This window comes from Pseudomonas sp. P5_B3, from assembly GCF_056400405.1.
This window is the reverse complement of record NZ_JBFULI010000017.1, coordinates 85429-101666: the sequence shown is the minus strand read 5'-3', so window position 1 is coordinate 101666 and position 16238 is coordinate 85429. Positions and strand designations below refer to the sequence as shown.

General features: G+C 61.4%; 18 protein-coding genes. 11 read left to right on the top strand and 7 right to left on the bottom strand.

Annotated features, from left to right (window positions below; translation table 11 throughout):
- A partial coding sequence (locus AC1DRN_RS12875; RefSeq protein ID WP_458238837.1) for an integrase core domain-containing protein occupies nucleotides 1-188 on the top strand: 188 nt, incomplete at its 5' end.
- 149 nt (nucleotides 189-337) lie between these two features.
- Here AC1DRN_RS12875 and AC1DRN_RS12870 read toward each other — a convergent pair.
- The 5 genes from AC1DRN_RS12870 to AC1DRN_RS12850 form a co-directional block, all read right to left on the bottom strand.
- Nucleotides 338-1360, bottom strand: a complete 1023-nt coding sequence (locus tag AC1DRN_RS12870) for an SIS domain-containing protein (protein WP_223460300.1) — start codon at nucleotides 1358-1360, stop codon at nucleotides 338-340.
- Nucleotides 1341-2447, bottom strand: coding sequence for an N-acetylglucosamine-6-phosphate deacetylase (gene nagA, locus AC1DRN_RS12865; RefSeq protein ID WP_223460302.1), 1107 nt, complete (start codon nucleotides 2445-2447; stop codon nucleotides 1341-1343). Before nagA ends, AC1DRN_RS12870 begins: the two co-directional genes overlap by 20 nt.
- 65 nt (nucleotides 2448-2512) lie before the next feature.
- On the bottom strand, nucleotides 2513-3244 hold the full coding sequence (locus tag AC1DRN_RS12860) for a GntR family transcriptional regulator (protein WP_223460305.1): 732 nt from the start codon (nucleotides 3242-3244) through the stop codon (nucleotides 2513-2515).
- A gap of 294 nt (nucleotides 3245-3538) precedes the next feature.
- Nucleotides 3539-4042, bottom strand: coding sequence for a L,D-transpeptidase family protein (locus tag AC1DRN_RS12855; RefSeq protein ID WP_223460307.1), 504 nt, complete (start codon nucleotides 4040-4042; stop codon nucleotides 3539-3541).
- A gap of 121 nt (nucleotides 4043-4163) precedes the next feature.
- Complete coding sequence (locus AC1DRN_RS12850; protein WP_008016748.1) at nucleotides 4164-4715, bottom strand: NUDIX hydrolase; 552 nt, start codon at nucleotides 4713-4715, stop codon at nucleotides 4164-4166.
- 146 nt (nucleotides 4716-4861) lie between these two features.
- Here AC1DRN_RS12850 and AC1DRN_RS12845 point away from each other — a divergent pair, with 146 nt between their 5' ends.
- The 10 genes from AC1DRN_RS12845 to tadA all read left to right on the top strand — a co-directional run bounded on the left by AC1DRN_RS12845 (nucleotide 4862) and on the right by tadA (nucleotide 14369).
- Nucleotides 4862-5461, top strand: coding sequence for a CoA pyrophosphatase (locus tag AC1DRN_RS12845; protein ID WP_223460308.1), 600 nt, complete (start codon nucleotides 4862-4864; stop codon nucleotides 5459-5461).
- A 45-nt stretch (nucleotides 5462-5506) separates the two neighbouring features.
- Nucleotides 5507-6031, top strand: coding sequence for a gamma carbonic anhydrase family protein (locus AC1DRN_RS12840; protein ID WP_223460310.1), 525 nt, complete (start codon nucleotides 5507-5509; stop codon nucleotides 6029-6031).
- Nucleotides 6028-6243: a DUF1289 domain-containing protein gene (locus AC1DRN_RS12835; RefSeq protein WP_223460312.1), complete on the top strand. Its 216-nt coding sequence runs from the start codon at nucleotides 6028-6030 to the stop codon at nucleotides 6241-6243. Before AC1DRN_RS12840 ends, AC1DRN_RS12835 begins: the two co-directional genes overlap by 4 nt.
- A gap of 223 nt (nucleotides 6244-6466) precedes the next feature.
- Nucleotides 6467-6934 carry a VUT family protein gene (locus AC1DRN_RS12830; RefSeq protein ID WP_223460314.1) on the top strand — a complete coding sequence of 156 codons (468 nt, stop codon included), beginning with the start codon at nucleotides 6467-6469 and terminating at the stop codon, nucleotides 6932-6934.
- Between the two features lie 77 nt (nucleotides 6935-7011).
- The gene (gene purT, locus AC1DRN_RS12825) at nucleotides 7012-8193 is read left to right on the top strand and encodes a formate-dependent phosphoribosylglycinamide formyltransferase (RefSeq protein ID WP_150754484.1); all 1182 of its coding nucleotides are present in this window, start codon (nucleotides 7012-7014) and stop codon (nucleotides 8191-8193) included.
- Between the two features lie 185 nt (nucleotides 8194-8378).
- On the top strand, nucleotides 8379-8927 hold the full coding sequence (locus AC1DRN_RS12820) for a sugar ABC transporter ATPase (RefSeq protein WP_223460316.1): 549 nt from the start codon (nucleotides 8379-8381) through the stop codon (nucleotides 8925-8927).
- A 220-nt stretch (nucleotides 8928-9147) separates the two neighbouring features.
- Nucleotides 9148-10617, top strand: a complete 1470-nt coding sequence (gene guaB / locus AC1DRN_RS12815; protein WP_008053208.1) for an IMP dehydrogenase — start codon at nucleotides 9148-9150, stop codon at nucleotides 10615-10617.
- Nucleotides 10618-10716: 99 nt separating this feature from the next.
- Nucleotides 10717-12294, top strand: coding sequence for a glutamine-hydrolyzing GMP synthase (gene guaA, locus AC1DRN_RS12810; RefSeq protein WP_008053207.1), 1578 nt, complete (start codon nucleotides 10717-10719; stop codon nucleotides 12292-12294).
- 201 nt (nucleotides 12295-12495) lie between these two features.
- Nucleotides 12496-13872, top strand: a complete 1377-nt coding sequence (locus AC1DRN_RS12805; RefSeq protein ID WP_223460319.1) for a multicopper oxidase family protein — start codon at nucleotides 12496-12498, stop codon at nucleotides 13870-13872.
- Nucleotides 13872-14369 (top strand): tRNA adenosine(34) deaminase TadA, encoded by a 498-nt coding sequence (gene tadA, locus AC1DRN_RS12800; RefSeq protein ID WP_223460321.1) that lies wholly within the window; start codon nucleotides 13872-13874, stop codon nucleotides 14367-14369. The genes AC1DRN_RS12805 and tadA overlap by 1 nt, the downstream gene beginning before the upstream one ends.
- A 114-nt stretch (nucleotides 14370-14483) precedes the next feature.
- On the opposite strand, the gene cmoB is transcribed toward tadA, so the two are convergent.
- Nucleotides 14484-15440 (bottom strand): tRNA 5-methoxyuridine(34)/uridine 5-oxyacetic acid(34) synthase CmoB, encoded by a 957-nt coding sequence (cmoB, locus tag AC1DRN_RS12795; RefSeq protein WP_223458197.1) that lies wholly within the window; start codon nucleotides 15438-15440, stop codon nucleotides 14484-14486.
- Nucleotides 15437-16216 carry a carboxy-S-adenosyl-L-methionine synthase CmoA gene (cmoA, locus tag AC1DRN_RS12790; protein WP_223458200.1) on the bottom strand — a complete coding sequence of 260 codons (780 nt, stop codon included), beginning with the start codon at nucleotides 16214-16216 and terminating at the stop codon, nucleotides 15437-15439. Before cmoA ends, cmoB begins: the two co-directional genes overlap by 4 nt.
- Nucleotides 16217-16238: the final 22 nt, after the last annotated feature.

The window sequence follows — 16238 nt, the reverse complement described above, 5'->3', positions numbered from 1 at the left end:
GGGATAACGCCCCGATGGAGCGTTTCTTTGGGAGCCTTAAATCAGAGTGGGTGCCAGAAGATGGCTACAACTCTGAGCATGAAGCCCGCATAGACGTGCAACGCTACGTGATGCGTTACAACAACGTCAGGCTCCATAGCTACAACGGCTATCGTTCACCGGTAGCTATGGAAAAACTGGCGGCATGAAAACCGTAACTGGTGTCCAAAATTAGTTGACCAGTTCAGCCTGCTCGCGAAGAACTTGAGAGCAACGCGTACATTCAGGAAGAACGCGTCATCGTTCACGTCCATCGCGAGCAGGCTCGCTCCTACAGGTCAATCAATCGCCATTCGATTTAGTGTGTGCGCGTCACTTTGCTCAGGTGTCGCGGCTGGTCCGGGTCCATGCCTCGGGCCACGGCCAGGCCGGCAGCCATCACGTAGAAACTCTGGATCGCCAGAATCGGGTCGAGGGCCGGGTGTTCGGCGCGGGTCAGGGTCAGGTCGCGTTCAAGCACGTCATCCGGCGCGGCCAGCAGGACAAGGGCGCCGCGCTGGCGCATGTCGGTGGCCAGGCTCAACAAACCAGCCTGTTCGGGGCCCCGTGGGGCAAACACCAGCAGCGGGTAGTTGTCGCCAATCAAGGCCATCGGACCATGACGGACTTCGGCGCTGCTGAAGGCTTCGGCCTGGATCGCGGAGGTCTCCTTGAACTTGAGCGCCGCTTCCTGGGCGATGGCGAAACCGGCGCCACGGCCGATCACCATCAGCCGCTGACAACCGCGCAAGGCATCGATGGCCGGGCTCCAGTCCTGTTGCGCGGCGTCGCGCAGGCCTTCGGGCAAGGCAAGGCCGGCATTGAGCAATTCGGCATCTTCTTTCCAGTGGCTGATCAACCGCGCGCTGGCGCTGAGGGTGGCGATAAAACTCTTGGTCGCGGCGACGCTGCTTTCAGTGCCGGCCAACAATGGCAGGCTGAATTCGCAGGCGGCTTCCAATGGCGATTCTTCGGCGTTGACCAGCGAAATGCTCAGGGCGCCGCGCTTGCGCAACAGGCGCAGGCTGTTGACCAGGTCCGGGCTTTGCCCCGATTGCGAAAAGGCGAATGCCACCTGGCCGCTGACCTTCAATGGCGCCTGCTGCATGGTCACCACCGACATCGGCAGCGACGCCACCGGGATGCCCAGCAGTTGCATGGTCAGGTAGGCGAAGTAGCTGGCGGCGTGGTCGGAGCTGCCGCGTGCCACGGTCATGGCCACTTGCGGCGGCTGGCGGCGCAGGCGCCCGGCGATCTCGATCATCTGCGGGTCGAGTGTTTGCAACTGGGCCTGCACGGCCTCGAACGAGGACAGCGCCTCTTCAAGCATTTTTGAAGTCAATGTCTTCTCCTTCGACCATGACAGCGGTCAGTTTCAGTGAGCGATCCAGCCGCACGCAGTCGGCCCAGGCCCCCGGTTGCAGGCGCCCGCGTTCGGTGAGGCCGAGGTAGTCGGCGGGGAATTGCGACAAGCGTTGCGAGGCTTCGGCAATGGGCAGGCCGATCTTCACCAGGTTGCGCAGGGCCTGATCCATGGTCAGGGTGCTGCCGGCCAGAGTGCCGTCGGGCAGGCGCACACCGCCCAGGCATTTGGTCACGGTGTGGCTGCCGAGCTTGTATTCGCCATCAGGCATGCCGGCGGCGGCGGTCGAGTCGGTGACGCAATACAGGCACGGGATCGAGCGCAGGGCCACGCGGATGGCGCCGGGGTGCACGTGCAGCAAGTCGGGTATCAGTTCCGCGTATTTGGCGTGGGCCAGCGCCGCGCCGACGATCCCCGGTTCGCGGTGATGCAGCGGGCTCATGGCGTTGTAGAGGTGGGTGAAACTGCTGGCGCCAGCCTCCAGCGCGGCCACGCCTTCCTCGTAACTGCCAAGGGTGTGGCCGATCTGCATGCGAACGCCGCGGCTGCTGAGGTCGCGAATCAAGGCGTCATGACCGGCGATTTCCGGGGCAATGGTGATCACCCGGATCGGCGCGAGCGCCAGATAGTCTTCAACTTCGGCCATCAGCGCGGTGTGGGCGAAGTTGGGTTGCGCGCCGAGTTTGCCAGGGTTGATGTAGGGGCCTTCCAGGTGCACGCCGAGGACGCGGGCACTGCCTTGCGGGCGCTGCTCACAGAACTCGCCGACGGCTTTGAGTACGCTGGAAATTTCCTCGCTCGGCGCGGTCATGGTGGTGGCCAGCAGCGACGTTGTGCCGAAGCGCACATGCGTTCGGGTAATGGTTTCGAAAGCGGGCGCACCTTCCATGATGTCTTTGCCGCCGCCGCCGTGAACGTGCAGGTCGATGAAACCCGGCAGCAGGTACGGCAGGCCGTTGTCCGCCGGATCGCAGGGCACGCCTTCGATGGACACGACCTTGCCGTGCTCGTGGACCAGTCGGCCGCGAACCCAGCCGTGGGCGGTGAGGATGTTGTCTTCGGACATGTCGGGTTCTCGGTGTTTTAGCGACGCAGCTCTTTATCTACGAAGATCTTTATCTTCGAAGCTCTTTATCTACGAAGCTCTGCAACAAAGTCGTAGTAGTCGTTGCGGCAATAGGTGTCGGTGACTTCGATGGGCGTGTTGTCTTCCAGGTAGCCGACCCGGGTCATCAGCAGCATGGCGGTGCCGGGGGCGATGCCGACCAGCGCGGCGAACTCGTCCGAGGCGTTGATCGCCTGAATGTGCTGCAGGGCGCGGACAACTGGCTTGCCGATACCGTCGAGGAATTCGTAGAGGGAGTCGCCGACCATTTGCGGTTTGGGAATGATCGAGGCGGGCAGGGTGCTCATTTCGATGGCCATCACCGTGTCGTCAGCCTTGCGCAGTCGTTTGAGGCGCGCGACCTTGTCGTTGGGCGACAGGCCGAGGCGGATCAGCTCTTCGTGGGTCGGCAGGGTGATTTCCCGCTCCAGCCATTGCGAGCCGGGCACGAAACCCTTGAGACGGAGCATTTCACTGAAGCCGGAAAGGCGCGACAACGGTTGTTCGAGGCGCGGCGTGATGAAGGTGCCGGAGCCCTGGTTGCGGCGGATCAGGCCTTGTTCGAACAACACTTCCAGCGCCTTGCGTGCAGTGACGCGGGAGATGCCCAGCGTCTCGCTCAGATTGCGTTCCGAGGGCATGGCCTGTTCGGCTTTCCACTGGCCGGCGTGGATCGCGGCCTCCAGATTGCGCGCCAGTTGCAGGTACAGCGGCGTGGGTTGGGTGTCGTCGGGGCGCAGGGCGTGTAGGTCGTTCATGTATGGATTGTCCGAAACGTATGTAGGAATTGTCGCTCGGTTGTGGCGCGAAATTAATACCACTTGAATACCATGTCAACGCGCGCGCCGAGCTTAAGGCGTAGTAAAGCCGGCCTGCTTCGGCAACAAAGAAAGGGGTTGGCTTGAAGTGGTATTAGCGCAGGGGAATTCAGAAGCAAAGATCGCAGCCTGCGGCAGCTCCTGCAGATCAGAGTGGTATCACCTCTGTAGGAGCTGCCGCAGGCTGCGATCTTTTGAATTTATTTTTTGATGTCGACCGATGGTCGTGGGGAATTACGGGCGGATTTCGATCATCGTGCCGTCCGGCACCAGGTTCCAGACTTCGCGCATGTCCATGTTGCGCATGGCGATGCAGCCGTCGGTCCAGTCCAGGGTGTGGAACAGGTCTTCCGGGGTGTCTTCGCTGTCCGGGGTGCCGTGGATCATGATCATGCCGCCGGGCTCGACGCCTTCACGACGGGCGCGGGCCGAGTCGCTGATGTTCGGGTAGGAAACGTGCATCGCCAGGTTGAAGCGATCGCTGGTCTTGCGCCAGTCGACCCAGTAGAAGCCTTCCGGGGTGCGTTTGTCGCCTTCCATCAGCTTCGGCCCCTTGGGGCGCTTGCCCAGGGAAATGCGATAGGTCTTGAGCGGCTTGCCGTCATTGATCAATTGCAATTGATGGGAAGACTTGAGAACCAGGATTTTCTCGATGACCTTGCCGTTCAGGGTTTCCACGGCAGAAGCCTCGGACACCGCGACGAACGACAAACAGAACAGGGCAAGCAACCAGCGCATTGAAACGATTCCCCAAGAGGTGTCGCGACTATTTATGTATAGAAGTTTTTGCAGGAGCTGTCGCAGGCTCGTGCCGCGTTCGGGCGGTCTTTCGGCGCCTTTGAGTGATGCCGAGATGACATCAGATAATGGCAGGCTGAGCAAGTGGCGGGATCGATTCAGACCGAACGGGATAGACCTCGGTCCGCCGGTCAGCGAAGAAGCATTCTAAGGTACGACCCACCGTGCGGAAAGCCAGCTCATCCCATGGAATGTCCGCTTCGTCGAATAGTTGCACTTCCAGGCTCTCGGGGCCGGCAGAAAAATCCAGGTCCGCCAGCTCGGCACGGAAGAACACATGTACCTGGCTGATATGCGGCACGTCGATCAGGGTATAGATGCTCAGGTTGCGCACCCGGGCGCAGGCTTCCTCGGCGGTTTCGCGAATGGCCGCCTGTTCGATGGTCTCGCCGTTTTCCATGAAACCGGCGGGCAGGGTCCAGTAACCGCGACGTGGCTCGATGGCCCTTCGGCACAACAACACCTTGGTGCCCCAGGTCGCCACGCAACCGGCGACGATGTTGGGGTTCTGGTAGTGAATGGCCTGACAGCTGTCGCAGACAAAACGCAGGCGCGAATCGCCTTCGGGAATGCGCTGGGTCACCGGGTTACCGCACTGGCTGCAAAATTTCATGCTGGGGTTCCTGAATGCTGCGCCTATCTTGGCGTGCGGCAGTGTCTGTCGGCAAGTTGTCGTTTCGCGACATGGGCTGTTGCGGGGGTTGGGCGACCGCAGCGATTGGTGCATGATGCCGGGTAGGGCACAGATCGAGAACACTCATGCTGGACGAGCTACTGCATCGGGTTAGCAACCACACACCAAGCACATTGGAGACCGACCGTCGTTTTCCCGAAGCCGCGGTACTGGTGCCCATCACCCGCAGTGACGAGCCTGAGCTGGTGTTGACCCTGCGTGCCAGCGGCCTTTCGACCCATGGCGGCGAAGTCGCCTTTCCCGGCGGGCGTCGTGACCCTGAAGACCCGGACCTGATTTTCACCGCCCTGCGGGAAGCCGAAGAAGAAATCGGCCTGCCACCGGGGCTGGTCGAGGTGATCGGCCCGCTCAGCCCGCTGATCAGCCTGCATGGCATCCAGGTCACACCCTATGTCGGGGTGATCCCGGATTTTGTCGAATACCGGGCCAACGATGCAGAGATCGCCGCGGTGTTCAGCGTGCCTCTGGAGTTCTTCCGCAAAGACCCCCGCGAACATACCCATCGCATCGATTATCAGGGCCGCAGCTGGTACGTGCCGAGCTATCGCTATGGCGAATACAAGATCTGGGGGCTGACGGCGATCATGATCGTCGAGTTGATCAACCTGCTGTATGACGCCAAAATCAGCCTGCACCAGCCTCCCAAAAGCTTTATCAATACCTGAAGCCATCGTTCGAATGGCCCTGCTTGAGCCCTGAGGAAAACAACAATGAAATACCGCCTGGGCGACGCCCGCGTCGAAACCCATCCACAGAGCTGGGTCGCACCCAATGCCGTGCTGGTGGGCAAGGTCAAGCTGGAAGAGGGCGCCAACGTCTGGTTCAACGCCGTGCTGCGCGGTGACAACGAGTTGATCCTGATCGGCAGGAACAGCAACGTCCAGGACGGCACCGTGATGCACACCGACATGGGCTACCCGCTAACCATCGGCACCGGCGTGACCATCGGCCACAACGCCATGCTTCACGGCTGCACCGTCGGCGACTACAGCCTGATCGGGATCAACGCGGTGATTCTCAATGGCGCGAAGATCGGCAAAAACTGCATCATCGGCGCCAACTCGCTGATTGGCGAAGGCAAGGAGATTCCGGACGGATCGCTGGTCATGGGGTCGCCCGGCAAAGTGGTGCGCGAATTGACCGGGCCGCAGATCAAGATGCTGGAAGCCAGCGCTGCTCACTATGTGCACAACTCGCAGCGTTATGCCCGCGACCTGGCCGAGCAGGAACAATGACCGCCACCGAACGCCCGGTCGCATCGCCCTGCGTGAGCATTTGTGCGCTGGACGACGATGATATCTGCACCGGTTGCCAACGCACGGTGGAGGAGATTACCCGCTGGAGCCGCATGACCAACGACGAGCGGCGCAAGGTGCTGGGGTTGTGTCATGAGCGGGCCAAGGCCAGTGGGTTGATCTGGATGCTGCCTTCCAAATCCGATAGCTGAATTGGCCCCAGAAAGTGCTTCGCACTTTATCGTCGGAGCGCCGCCCGGAGCAAGCTCGCTCCCACATTAGTTTGGTGTCGATCACAAAAGTGGGGTCGACATGAATCAATTGTGGGAGCGAGCTTGCTCGCGATGAGGCCATCCCAGGCACCCGACCTCTATTGGCTCGTCTCCCCCCTCTGAAGTACCCTGTGCACAAAATTGACAGGTACTTGTACACGCCATGCTCTTCCTGATCGCCTACATCGGCAGCGTCGTGCTGATCAACTTCGCCTTTTCCACCGCACCGCACCTGGACATCATCTGGTCCGCGTGGGGTGGTCTGGTGTTCATCCTGCGCGACATGGTGCAGACCCGCTTCGGCCATGGCGCCCTCGCGGCGATGCTGGTAGCGCTGGTTTTGTCCTATATCACCTCCGATCCGTCCATCGCCCTGGCCAGCGCCACGGCGTTCGCGGTTTCCGAGTGCATCGACTGGCTGGTGTTCAGCATCACCAAACGCCCCTTGCACGACCGTCTGTGGATAAGTTCGGCCCTGAGCATTCCCATCGATACCTTTATCTTTTTCGGCATGATCGACGCCCTGACGCCGGGGGTGATCCTCACCGCCCTGGGTTCGAAGTTCGCCGGGGTCACCGTCGTGTGGCTGATCATGGCCTGGCGCCTGCGCAAACAGGCTGTCGTCGGCTGAAGTTCATGTAAAATGCCGCGCTTTCTCCCCATGGGAAGCGTGCTTCCCTCGATGATCCGCTTCTTGAGGACCTTCAGATGACCCGTATCGGAACTCCATTGTCGCCGACCGCGACCCGCGTATTGATGTGTGGCTGTGGCGAGTTGGGCAAGGAAGTGGTGATCGAGCTGCAACGCCTGGGCGTTGAAGTGATTGCCGTGGACCGTTACGCCAACGCGCCGGCGATGCAGGTGGCGCACCGCAGCCACGTGATCAACATGCTCGATGGTGCTGCACTGCGCGCCGTGATCGAAGCCGAGAAGCCGCACTTCATCGTGCCGGAAATCGAAGCCATCGCCACCGCTACCCTGGTGGAACTGGAGGCCGAAGGTTTCAACGTGATCCCGACTGCCCGCGCTGCGCAATTGACCATGAACCGCGAAGGCATCCGTCGTCTGGCCGCTGAAGAACTGGACCTGCCAACCTCGCCGTATCACTTCGCCGACACCTTCGAGGACTACAGCAAAGCCGTCGAAGACCTCGGTTTTCCGTGCGTGGTCAAGCCGGTCATGAGTTCCTCGGGCAAGGGCCAGAGCCTGTTGCGCAGCGTCGATGACGTGCAGAAAGCCTGGGACTACGCCCAGGAAGGTGGCCGTGCCGGTAAAGGTCGGGTGATCATCGAAGGCTTCATCGATTTCGACTACGAAATCACCCTGCTGACCGTGCGCCACGTCGGCGGCACCACCTTCTGCGCGCCGGTCGGCCACCGTCAGGAGAAGGGCGACTATCAGGAGTCCTGGCAGCCGCAAGCCATGAGCCCGATTGCCCTGGCTGAATCCGAGCGTGTTGCCAAAGCGGTGACTGAAGCCTTGGGTGGCCGTGGTCTGTTTGGCGTGGAGTTGTTCATCAAGGGCGACCAGGTGTGGTTCAGCGAAGTCTCGCCACGCCCGCATGACACCGGCCTGGTCACGCTGATCTCCCAGGACTTGTCGCAGTTCGCCTTGCATGCACGGGCCATTCTCGGTCTGCCGATCCCGTTGATCCGTCAGTTCGGGCCTTCGGCCTCTGCGGTGATCCTGGTGGAAGGGCAGTCGACCCAGACCGCTTTCGCCAATCTGGGGGCCGCACTCAGTGAGCCAGATACCGCGCTGCGCCTGTTCGGCAAGCCTGAAGTCAACGGCCAGCGCCGCATGGGCGTGGCCCTGGCGCGCGACGAGTCGATCGAAGCCGCCCGCGCCAAGGCAACCCGTGCTTCGCAGGCGGTTGTCGTCGAACTGTAAAAACAGCTATGGCGGGCCTATACCTTCTATAGGCATCGCGCCATTGCTTTACCTGTAGGAGCGAGCCTGCTCGCGATGGACTCAAGAACACCGCGGGGAACCCAGACTCCCCGCGTTATCGTTAACGACCATCGCGAGCAGGCTCGCTCCTACAGGTCATTTATCAATGCTTCAGGCCTGTACCCATGAACTCGCAAAGCATCATCGTCCCGAAAATCTCCACCCTGCCGGTGCACGAGCCCCGGGCCCGGGCGATCGTGCGCTGGCTGGTGCGCAAGAACATCATCCAGGAAGAACTGACCACCTGCGGCCGCACCGGCAACCGCATGGGCCACGCCATCGCTGAAGGCGCGCGCGCCGTGGTCCTGCACCCGGAGGCGCTGCCGTTCGGCGAAGCGGTCAATGGTCTGGAGATCGTCACCAAGCGCTGCATCTATACGCCGGCCAAAGGTTTTCTTGGAGAGGCGGGCTGTGCCGAGTGCCGCAAGGAAATCGGCGAAGCCCTCTTCGAAAGCCTGGAAGACTGGATGCCGGGGCGTACCGACAACTTCACCTGCCCCGAATGCGGGCATGAAGACGACATCAACGGGTTTCTGTTCCTGCAGGAGTGCGGCTTCTCCAACCTCGGTTTCATCTTCAATAACTGGGCCGAAGCCGGGTTCAAGCAGATCTTTCTCGACGAATTCGCCGATTGGCTGGATCAACCGGTCAGCTGGGTCAAGGTAGAACTGTAGGAGCGAGCTTGCTCGCGATGGACGTGCAGGCAACGCTCGTTTCCAGACAGCGCCGGTCATCGTTAACGACCATCGCGAGCGAGCTCGCTCCTACAAGGGTTTTCGGTGCTAAAAGCCCCGTCGATCACCGCGTCAATAATAGACAGAGTTTTACATTGAACCCGAGAGGGTGTCTGACTATAATGGCGCGCTTCCATTTTCCCGCTCGGGAGCCCCCGCGATGCTGCGTATCAGCCAAGAAGCTCTGACATTCGACGACATTCTCCTAGTGCCCGGTTATTCCGAGGTGCTTCCTAACGAAGTCAGTCTCAAGACCCGCCTTACCCGTGGCATCGAGCTGAATATTCCACTGGTTTCCGCCGCCATGGACACCGTCACTGAAGCCCGTCTGGCAATCGCCATGGCTCAGGAAGGTGGTATCGGTATCATCCACAAGAACATGACCATCGAGCAGCAAGCTGCCGAAGTCCGCAAGGTCAAGCGTTACGAAGCCGGTGTGGTCAAGGATCCGATCACCATCGTCGCCGACGCCACCGTGCGCGAGTTGTTCGAACTGACCCGCATGCACAACATCTCCGGCGTTCCGGTGCTGCACAATGGCGACCTGGTCGGCATTGTCACCTCCCGTGACGTGCGTTTCGAGAACCGTCTGGAAGCCACTGTCCGTGAAGTGATGACGCCTAAAGAGCGTCTGGTCACGGTCAAGGAAGGCGCCGACAAGAACGATGTGCGTGAACTGCTGCACAAGCACCGCATCGAGCGCGTGCTGATCGTCGACGACAAATTTGCCCTCAAAGGCATGATGACCGTCAACGACATCGAAAAAGCCAAGGCTTATCCGCTGGCCAGCAAGGACGATCAAGGTCGTCTGCGCGTCGGCGCAGCTGTGGGTACCGGTAAAGATACTGGCGATCGCGTTGCTGCGCTGGTCGCTGCCGGCGTTGACGTGGTGGTGGTCGACACCGCTCACGGTCACTCCAAAGGCGTGATCGACCGCGTTCGCTGGGTCAAGCAGAATTTCCCTGAAGTGCAGGTGATCGGCGGCAACATCGCCACCGGCGCTGCCGCCAAGGCCCTGGCCGAAGCTGGCGCTGACGCCGTCAAGGTCGGTATCGGCCCTGGCTCGATCTGCACCACCCGTATCGTCGCCGGTGTCGGCGTGCCGCAAATCAGTGCCATCGCCAACGTTGCCGCTGCCCTCGAAGGCACCGGCGTGCCGTTGATCGCCGACGGCGGCATCCGTTTCTCCGGTGACCTGTCCAAGGCCATCGTTGCCGGTGCTTCCTGCGTGATGATGGGCTCGATGTTCGCCGGTACCGAAGAGGCTCCGGGCGAGATCGAACTGTTCCAGGGTCGTTCGTACAAGGCTTATCGCGGCATGGGTTCGCTGGGCGCCATGTCCCAGGCCCAGGGTTCCTCCGACCGTTACTTCCAGGACTCCTCGGCAGGCGCCGAGAAGCTGGTTCCGGAAGGCATCGAAGGGCGTGTTCCGTACAAGGGCACCCTGAGCGCGATCATCCACCAGTTGATGGGCGGCCTGCGCTCCTCGATGGGCTACACCGGCAGTGCCGACATCGAAGAGATGCGCACCAAGCCTGAGTTCGTGCGGATCACCGGCGCCGGCATGGCCGAATCCCACGTTCACGACGTGCAGATCACCAAAGAAGCGCCAAACTACCGCGTAGGTTGAGCCTTCAAGCAACAAGCTAAGCAACCGGGGCTGTTTTATTCAGCCCCGAGTTGTTTCTGAATCACGACTGTTTCCGAATTTTTTAGACGAGACTGAATCATGGCCCTCGACATTCACGCTCACCGCATCCTGATCCTCGACTTCGGTTCCCAGTACACCCAGCTGATCGCCCGCCGCGTGCGTGAAATCGGCGTGTACTGCGAACTGCACCCGTTCGACATGGACGAAGATGCGATCCGCGAATTCGCTCCTAAAGGCGTCATCCTCGCCGGCGGCCCGGAGTCGGTTCACGAAGCCAACAGCCCTCGCTGCCCGCAAGCCGTCTTCGACCTGGGCGTGCCGGTCTTCGGTATCTGCTACGGCATGCAGACCATGGCCGAGCAACTGGGCGGCAAGGTTGAAGGTTCCGAGCTGCGTGAGTTTGGTTATGCCCGCGTTGACGTGGTCGGCAAGAGCCGCCTGCTCGACGGCATCGAAGACCACATCGACGCCGACGGCCTGTTCGGCCTCGACGTGTGGATGAGCCACGGTGACAAGGTCACCCGCATGCCGGAAGACTTCCACATCCTGGCCAGCACCCCGAGCTGCCCGATCGCCGGCATGTTCAGCGACGAGCGTCGCTACTACGGCGTGCAGTTCCACCCTGAAGTGACCCACACCAAGCAGGGCGGTCGCATCCTGTCGCGCTTCATCCTCGACATCTGCGAGTGCGAAGCACTGTGGACGCCGTCGAAAATCGCTGAAGACGCCATCGCCCAGGTGCGCGCCCAGGTCGGTACCGACAACGTCCTGCTCGGCCTGTCCGGCGGTGTGGACTCGTCCGTGGTTGCCGCGCTGCTGCACAAGGCCATCGGCGACCAGCTGACCTGCGTGTTCGTCGACAACGGCCTGCTGCGCCTGCACGAAGGCGAGCAAGTGATGGCCATGTTCGCCGAGAACATGGGCGTCAAGGTGATCCGCGCCAACGCCGAAGAGCAGTTCCTGGGCAACCTGGCCGGCGAAGCCGACCCGGAGAAGAAGCGCAAGATCATCGGTCGTACCTTCATCGACGTGTTCGATGCCGAATCCTGCAAGCTGGACAACATCAAGTACCTGGCCCAGGGCACCATCTACCCGGACGTGATCGAGTCGGCTGGCGCGAAAAGCGGCAAGGCCCACGTGATCAAGTCGCACCACAACGTGGGCGGCCTGCCGGAAGAAATGAACCTCAAGCTGGTTGAACCGCTGCGCGAGCTGTTCAAGGACGAAGTCCGTCGTCTGGGCCTGGAACTGGGCCTGCCGTACGACATGGTCTACCGTCACCCGTTCCCGGGCCCGGGCCTGGGCGTGCGGATCCTCGGTGAAGTGAAGAAGGAATACGCCGACCTGCTGCGTCGCGCCGACCACATCTTCATCGAAGAACTGCGCAAGGCCGACTGGTACCACAAGGTCAGCCAGGCATTCGTGGTATTCCAGCCGGTGAAATCGGTTGGCGTGGTCGGCGATGGCCGCCGTTACGCCTGGGTCGTGGCCCTGCGTGCCGTGGAAACCATCGACTTCATGACCGCGCGTTGGGCACACCTGCCTTACGAACTGCTGGAAACCGTCAGCGGCCGCATCATCAATGAAATCGAAGGCATCTCCCGCGTCACCTACGACGTATCGAGCAAGCCGCCAGCGACCATTGAGTGGGAATGATCCCGCGCCAGCCCTGAGGGCTTGAGCGCCGGATAAAAAGCCGTGTGAACGAGAGTTCACACGGCTTTTTGCATTGCTGCGGGATTCTTCCTGCGGCCCGTCGTCACGCCCGCTTTGCTGTTTCTTTCACAATTGCGGGTGTATCGTATTCGCCTTTTGCGGGCCCCAGGCCTGTCGCTGATCCGTGAGGTAGTTGAGTTCATGTCCTTTACCCGTCGCCAAATCCTCGGTGGCCTGGCCGGTCTTGTTGTCGTTGGCTTTGGAGCGGGAGGCGCGTCACGTTACTGGCTGGGCAAGATGGCCGACGCCGAGGCGGGCCACGATTACGAGCTGATCGCAGCGCCGCTGGATGTGGAACTGGTAGCCGGGCACAAGACTCAGGCCTGGGCGTTCGGCCCGTCCGCACCGGGCACTGAGTTGCGCGTGCGTCAGGGCGAATGGCTGCGGGTACGCTTCATCAACCACCTGCCGGTCGCCACCACCATTCACTGGCACGGCATTCGTCTGCCGCTGGAAATGGATGGCGTGCCATACGTCTCGCAACTGCCGGTGCTGCCGGGTGAATACTTTGACTACAAATTCCGCGTGCCGGACGCCGGCAGCTATTGGTATCACCCACACGTGAACAGCAGTGAGGAACTCGGTCGTGGCCTGGTCGGTCCGTTGATCATCGACGAACGCGAGCCGACCGGATTCAAGTACGAGAAGACCTTGAGTCTGAAGAGCTGGCATGTCGACGACGTCGGCAATTTCGTCGAGTTCAGCATTCCCCGGGAAGCGGCCCGTGGCGGTACGGCGGGGCGGCTGTCGACGATCAACGGTGTGCCGCAAGCGGTAATCGACCTGCCCGCCGGGCAAATCACCCGCGTGCGCCTGCTCAACCTCGACAACACCCTGACCTATCGTCTGAACATTCCTGGCGTCGAAGCGCAGATCTATGCGCTGGACGGCAACCCGATCGAGCCGCGTCCACTGGGTAAGGAATACTGGCTCGGTCCGGGCATGCGCATTTGCCTGGCGATCAAGGCCCCGCCGGCCGGTGAGGAGCTGTCGTTACGCAACGGTCCGGTGCGTCTGGGCACATTCCGTTCGGTGGCCAATACCGATGCGCCGACCGAGTGGCCGCCGGCACTGCCTGCCAATCCGATCGCCGAACCGGACCTGGCCAATGCCGAGAAACTCAACTTCAATTTCGAATGGGTCGGCTCGGTATCGGTCAACGTCGAAAACGGCAAGCCGCCCAGCCTGTGGCAGATCAACGGCAAGGCGTGGGACATCAGCGACAAGACCTGCGCCGACCGCCCGATTGCCAAGCTCGAGAAGGGCAAGAGCTACATTTTCGAATTGAAGAACATGACTCAGTACCAGCACCCGATTCACCTGCATGGCATGAGCTTCAAGGTCATCGCCTCGAACCGGCACAAGGTCATTCCGTATTTCACCGACACCTACCTGCTGGGCAAGAACGAGCGCGCGCAGGTAGCGCTGGTGGCGGATAACCCGGGTGTATGGATGTTCCACTGCCATGTGATCGACCACATGGAAACCGGCCTGATGGCCGCCATTGAGGTGGCGTGATGCGTCAGATTCGTCCTGCCGCCATCATCGACCGCAGCCGTGATCGCGAATTCATGCGCGAAGCCCTGGCGCTGGCAGCCCAGGGCGCGGCCCTCGGCGAGGTACCGGTGGGCGCGGTGCTGGTGCAGGACGGGGAAATCATCGGGCGCGGTTTCAATTGCCCGATCAGCGCCAGCGACCCGAGCGCTCACGCCGAGATGGTCGCCATCCGCGCTGCCGCCCAGGCCGTCAGCAACTACCGCCTGCCGGGCAGCACGCTGTACGTGACCCTGGAGCCTTGCAGCATGTGCGCAGGCTTGATCGTGCATTCGCGGATTGCGCGGGTGGTGTACGGCGCGCTGGAGCCGAAAGCCGGGATTGTGCAGAGCCAGGGGCAGTTCTTTACCCAGGGCTTTTTGAATCACCGGGTGTTGTATGAGGGTGGGGTGTTGGCGGAGGAATGTGGGGCGGTGCTCAGCGAATTCTTCAAAGCCCGCCGCGCCAAGCCTTCAGACTGAACACCGAACCCCTGTAGGAGCGAGCCTGCTCGCGATGGTATATCAGCTACATTGATGCCGACTGACACACCATCGCGAGCAGGCTCGCTCCTACAGGGATCTTCATCGGGATAATTATTTGCGGGCGACGATGACCGCCCGCATCGGCGCCGGCAGCCCTTCAATTGTCTTGCTGTGATCCTCGGGATCGAGGAAGTCACTGAGCGACTGATACTTCATCCACTCCGTCCCGCGCTGTTCCTCGACCGTGGTGGTGCTCACATCCACGCACTTTACATCGGTGAACCCTGCGCGACGCAACCACAATTCCAGCGCCGGTACCGACGGCAGGAACCACACGTTGCGCATCTGCGCGTAGCGGTCTTCCGGCACCAGCACCTGGTGCTTGTCACCCTCGACCACCAGGGTTTCCAGCACCAGTTCACCGCCCTTGACCAGGCAATCCTTCAGCGCCAGCAAATGCTCGATCGGCGAACGACGGTGGTAGAACACGCCCATGGAAAATACCGTGTCGAAACCTTCGAGGCTTGGCGGCAGGTCTTCGAACGGGAAGGGCAGGTGCCAGGCATTCGGCTCGGAAAGGTAACGCTGCACCGCCTGGAACTGGCAGAAGAACAGCCAGTTGGGGTCGACACCGATCACGCTGTCCGCGCCGGCGCCGAGCATGCGCCACATGTAATAGCCATTGCCGCAGCCGACATCGAGGATGCGCTTGCCTTTCAGGTCCAGGTGCGGGGCGACCCGCGACCACTTCCAGTCCGAGCGCCATTCGGTGTCGACGTGCACGCCGAACAGGTCGAACGGCCCCTTGCGCCATGGCGACAGGCCCATCAGCGCGGAACGCATTTGCGCGCGGGTTTCAGCGTCGCAATCGGTGTCCAGCTTCAAGCCGTTGAGCAAATCGACTTCGCTCGGCTGGATCTTCGGCAGGGCGTCAAGCGCACTTTGCCAGCGCTCCAGATCGCCATGACCCTTTTCCATTTTCTTGTCGAGTTGTGCCTGCAGGGTGTTGGCCCAGTCGGCCAGCGGGGTGCCGGCCAGACGGCGGGCGAGGGGGGACAGATCAATCATGGCAAGGCAATCAACGAGGCAAAGTTAAGACACTGGAACCACGGCACGACTTTCGAGAACCCGGCGGCCAGCAGGCGTTCGCGGTGTTCTCCGAGGCTGTCGGGCTTCATGACGTTTTCGATGGCGCTGCGCTTCTGGGCGATTTCCAGCTCGCTGTAGCCGTTGGCGCGTTTGAAGGCGATGTGCAGATCGGTGAGCAGTGCGTGTTCCTGCTCGTCTTCGAAGCGCAGTTTTTCCGAGAGGATCAAGGCACCGCCGGGCAACAGGGATTGACGGATGCGTGTCAGCAACGCGGTGCGCTGGTCCGGGGCGATGAATTGCAGGGTGAAGTTCAGCGCGACCACCGAGGCCGGCTGGAACTCCAGCGCGAGAATGTCGCCCTCGATCACTTCAACCGGCAGCAACTCCTGGAACATCGAATCCTGACCGTTGAGGTACTCGCGGCAGCGTTCGACCATCGCCGCCGAGTTATCCACAGCGATCACCCGGCAACCGTCGGTGCGCACGTGCCGGCGCAGGGCCTGGGTCACGGCACCCAGCGAAGAGCCCAGGTCGTAAAGCACGCTGCCCCGCTGGGCGAACTGCGCGGCGAGCACACCGAGGTTTTCGACAATAGTCGGATAACCCGGCACCGAGCGCTTGATCATGTCCGGGAACACCCGCACCACGTCCTCGTTAAAGGCGAAGTCAGGCACCTGGGCCAAAGGCTGGGCGAAAAGGCGATCGGATTCTTTGCTCACGGCGGTTCCAGCGGTGTAGGTGGAAAAGGCCGGCATTTTAGCCAAGTTGGCGCGGGGA

Bases quoted from the DNA above. Each gene is read 5' to 3' on its own strand.
- guaB (WP_008053208.1), top strand. From the start codon at position 9,148: ATGCTGCGTATCAGCCAAGAAGCTCTGACATTCGACGACATTCTCCTA.
- AC1DRN_RS12850 (WP_008016748.1), bottom strand. From the start codon at position 4,715: ATGAAATTTTGCAGCCAGTGCGGTAACCCGGTGACCCAGCGCATTCCC.
- cmoB (WP_223458197.1), bottom strand. From the start codon at position 15,440: ATGATTGATCTGTCCCCCCTCGCCCGCCGTCTGGCCGGCACCCCGCTG.
- nagA (WP_223460302.1), bottom strand. From the start codon at position 2,447: ATGTCCGAAGACAACATCCTCACCGCCCACGGCTGGGTTCGCGGCCGA.
- guaA (WP_008053207.1), top strand. From the start codon at position 10,717: ATGGCCCTCGACATTCACGCTCACCGCATCCTGATCCTCGACTTCGGT.
- purT (WP_150754484.1), top strand. From the start codon at position 7,012: ATGACCCGTATCGGAACTCCATTGTCGCCGACCGCGACCCGCGTATTG.
- AC1DRN_RS12830 (WP_223460314.1), top strand. From the start codon at position 6,467: ATGCTCTTCCTGATCGCCTACATCGGCAGCGTCGTGCTGATCAACTTC.
- AC1DRN_RS12855 (WP_223460307.1), bottom strand. From the start codon at position 4,042: ATGCGCTGGTTGCTTGCCCTGTTCTGTTTGTCGTTCGTCGCGGTGTCC.
- AC1DRN_RS12845 (WP_223460308.1), top strand. From the start codon at position 4,862: ATGCTGGACGAGCTACTGCATCGGGTTAGCAACCACACACCAAGCACA.
- tadA (WP_223460321.1), top strand. From the start codon at position 13,872: ATGCGTCAGATTCGTCCTGCCGCCATCATCGACCGCAGCCGTGATCGC.
- AC1DRN_RS12860 (WP_223460305.1), bottom strand. From the start codon at position 3,244: ATGAACGACCTACACGCCCTGCGCCCCGACGACACCCAACCCACGCCG.
- AC1DRN_RS12805 (WP_223460319.1), top strand. From the start codon at position 12,496: ATGTCCTTTACCCGTCGCCAAATCCTCGGTGGCCTGGCCGGTCTTGTT.
- AC1DRN_RS12820 (WP_223460316.1), top strand. From the start codon at position 8,379: ATGAACTCGCAAAGCATCATCGTCCCGAAAATCTCCACCCTGCCGGTG.
- cmoA (WP_223458200.1), bottom strand. From the start codon at position 16,216: ATGCCGGCCTTTTCCACCTACACCGCTGGAACCGCCGTGAGCAAAGAA.
- AC1DRN_RS12840 (WP_223460310.1), top strand. From the start codon at position 5,507: ATGAAATACCGCCTGGGCGACGCCCGCGTCGAAACCCATCCACAGAGC.
- AC1DRN_RS12835 (WP_223460312.1), top strand. From the start codon at position 6,028: ATGACCGCCACCGAACGCCCGGTCGCATCGCCCTGCGTGAGCATTTGT.